The following is a 2,686-nucleotide window of genomic DNA, read 5'->3' on the forward strand; positions in this document are numbered from 1 at the left end:
GGTCGCCGTGCCGCCGGGCGGCCACGCGCCCGACGCCCTGCTGCCCGTCGCCGTGCTGCCCGGCGGCCACGCGCCCGATCCGGCGACACCGGACGACGACGGCGACCTGACCTGGTGGGGCACGCTGCGGGCCGGTGTGACGCAGGTCCGCACGCGGCCCCCCGTGCGGGCGGCCGTGCTGCTGGTCGCGGTGGTGGCCGCCGACTGGGGCGCGCTGGACGAGTACACGCCGCTGCTGGCCGTGGACACCGGCGTCGGCGCGCAGGCCGTGCCGCTGCTGCTCCTGCTGCTGTGGGCCGGCGTGACAGTCGGTGGGCTGCTCGCCCCGGCGGGGGAGCGGCTGGGCCGCCGGGGTTACGCCGTGCTGCTCGGCCTGGTCGCCGTCGCGCTGGCCGGGGGCGCGCTGGTCCGGCACCCGGCCGGCTTCGCGCTGCTCGCTGTGGCGTTCGGCGCCGCGCAGCTGGCCACCGTGCTGGCCGACGCGCGGTTGCAGGCCCGGATCACCGGCACCAGCCGGGCCACCGTCACCTCGCTGGCCGGGATGGCCACCGACGTGCTGATCATCGGGACGTACGCCGGTTACGGTCTCGTCGCCACGGCGGCCGGCAACGCGGTGGCGTTCGCGGCGGTGGCCGGGGCGTACGTCGTCGTGGCGCTGGCGCTGCTGGCCCGCCGGCGACATCCCGGACCGACGCCGTGACGGCCGGGTTCCCGGCGGCGGGCGCAGTGGCCACCGCCGGGGACCCGCTCAGCCGGCGAGGTGCAGGAACGACCACTGGTGGCCGTCGAGGTCGCGGAATCCGCGCATGTACATCGGCCCGTTGGTGATCCCCGCCCCGAGGGACTCGCCGCCGGCCACCACCGCCCGGTCGACCAACTCGTCGACCCGCTCGCGGCTCTCGGCCGACAAGCCCACGATGACCTCCCGGCTGGTCGTCGGGTCCGTGACGGGCACCCGCGTGTACCCCTCGAAGGCCGAGCGGACGTGCAGCATCAGCCGGGTGGTGTCGGAGACGGTGATCATCATGCTGTCCCCGTCCGGTGTGGCCTGGTCGCTGGTGAAGCCGAGCGCCCGGTAGAACTCGGTCGCGACGGTCAGGTCACGCACCGGCAGGTTGACGAAGGTCATGGTCATCGGGTGTCTCCATTCGACTCGATCAGCACCTTCAACGCGGTGAGCCGTTCCCGCCAGTACGCCTTGAACTCGGCGGCCTGCTCGGCTCCGATCAACTTCTCGTGCAGGACGGTGACCCGCGTCTTCGACTCGCCGACGGGGTCGAAGCCGACGACGATGCGGGTGGGACCGCCGGCCCAGTCGGCCCGGAAGCTGCGCGGCGCGGTGGCGGTGCGGACCCGCACCTCGACGTCGGGCAGCCAACGGGCGCGTAGCGTCTCGTCGGCGACGGCCTCGAACAGCCGCGCCGCCGGCACCGCCACCGTCCGGCTGGCGCTGGCCTCGAAGCCGCCGTCGCGGCGTTGGCCTGGCGAGCGCAGGCCGCGTGCCTGCTCGTACCCGACGGTGATGGTCTGCGCCCACCAGCCCGGCACGTCGTGTCCGACCGTCAGGTGACGGGCGATCTCGGTGTGTGTCCGCTCGGCGGCGGACGCGGCGTCGAGCACGGCGAACCAGTCCGCCCAGCCCCGGCCGGTCCGGTCGCGCAGGAGATCATCGGCGATCCGCTCGGTCTGCGCGGCGGCGGCTGGTGCCGAGGACGCGCCGGCGGGCCGCTCGGTCGGTGCGGCGGTGGACGCCGGAGACGGGGTCGGCGCGGCAGCCCGGTTGATCAGCTGCCGGCGGGCCGTGGTGTAGCTCTCGCCGGTCTTTGCCATCCGGGCGCGGACCCGGGTCTTGAACGATCTCTGGTCGGTCATCACATGCTCCCGGTCAACGGCACGGTCACCGGGACCCACGCTCCCGCCGACCCCGCCGGAGTGGGGCATGTGGCACCACGTCCCGAGGGCTCCAGGGCCCCCTTTGCCTCCGCGTGGCCGGCGGCGTGAGCGCCGGGAGGGAGGTGCGGCGCAGGACCACGCCGCCGTCATCGTACGCCCCGACCGGCCGTCCGCGCAGCCGTCAGCGCTGGTCGCCGTCGAGGTAGACCCACCGGCCGTCCTCGCGCACGAACCGGCTGTGTTCGGTAAGCGTGCCCGGTCGGCCCGCCTCGCGGTAGTGGGCGTGGAACGTCACAGTGCCGGTGGCGTCGAGCAGGCCCCCGCGTTCGGTCTCGACGATCTCCAGGCGGGTCCACCGCTGCCCCGAGGTCAGCTCCAGCCGGGCGGGTCGGGTCGACGAGTGCCAACTGCGCACCAGGTAGTCGGCGTCGCCGAGGGCGAAGGCGCTGAACCGGGAACGCATCAGCGCCTCGGCCGTCGGCGCCTGGACGGTGCCGCCGTGGACCGGGGAGCAGCAGTCGGCGTACGCCTGGCCGGAGCCGCACGGGCAGAGCCGTCCGCTCGTCGCGTTCGCCCGCCGGCCGCCCCTGCCCTTGCCCATCCCGCCATCCTGCCGCACCGCCGGGCGGGCGACCCGAGCGGCCGGCCGTCAGCGGTCCAGCGCCACCGGCAGGGGCATCGGCCGTTTCGCGACCCGGTCGTCCCCGGACGACCGGCCGCGCAGGTGCCGGGCCACCCAGGGCAGCAGGTGCCGGCGGGCCCAGGCCAGCTCGGCGCCGAGCACCTCGGCGCG

General features: G+C 75.5%; 3 protein-coding genes and 1 pseudogene. 1 reads left to right on the forward strand and 3 read right to left on the reverse strand.

What is annotated here, in order from left to right; genetic code table 11:
• Positions 1-700 (forward strand): annotated as a pseudogene (locus B0E54_RS32175) (MFS transporter); the annotation flags it as partial.
• Between the two features lie 48 nt (positions 701-748).
• On the opposite strand, the gene B0E54_RS32180 reads toward B0E54_RS32175, so the two are convergent.
• The 3 genes from B0E54_RS32180 to B0E54_RS32190 form a co-directional block, all read right to left on the reverse strand.
• Complete coding sequence (locus B0E54_RS32180; protein WP_234591605.1) at positions 749-1,135, reverse strand: VOC family protein; 387 nt, start codon at positions 1,133-1,135, stop codon at positions 749-751.
• Entirely contained in the window at positions 1,132-1,872 is a 741-nt protein-coding gene (locus B0E54_RS32185) for an SRPBCC domain-containing protein (RefSeq protein ID WP_234591607.1), read from the reverse strand. Before B0E54_RS32185 ends, B0E54_RS32180 begins: the two co-directional genes overlap by 4 nt.
• A gap of 202 nt (positions 1,873-2,074) precedes the next feature.
• Entirely contained in the window at positions 2,075-2,494 is a 420-nt protein-coding gene (locus tag B0E54_RS32190; protein WP_234591608.1) for a YchJ family protein, read from the reverse strand.
• Between the last annotated feature and the right edge of the window lie 192 nt (positions 2,495-2,686).

The organism is Micromonospora sp. MH99 (assembly GCF_021442385.1).
GTDB lineage: Bacteria > Actinomycetota > Actinomycetes > Mycobacteriales > Micromonosporaceae > Micromonospora.

Coding starts and splice junctions, on each gene's coding strand:
- B0E54_RS32185 (WP_234591607.1), bottom strand. CDS start 1,872: ATGACCGACCAGAGATCGTTCAAGACCCGGGTCCGCGCCCGGATGGCA.
- B0E54_RS32190 (WP_234591608.1), bottom strand. CDS start 2,494: ATGGGCAAGGGCAGGGGCGGCCGGCGGGCGAACGCGACGAGCGGACGG.
- B0E54_RS32180 (WP_234591605.1), bottom strand. CDS start 1,135: ATGACCATGACCTTCGTCAACCTGCCGGTGCGTGACCTGACCGTCGCG.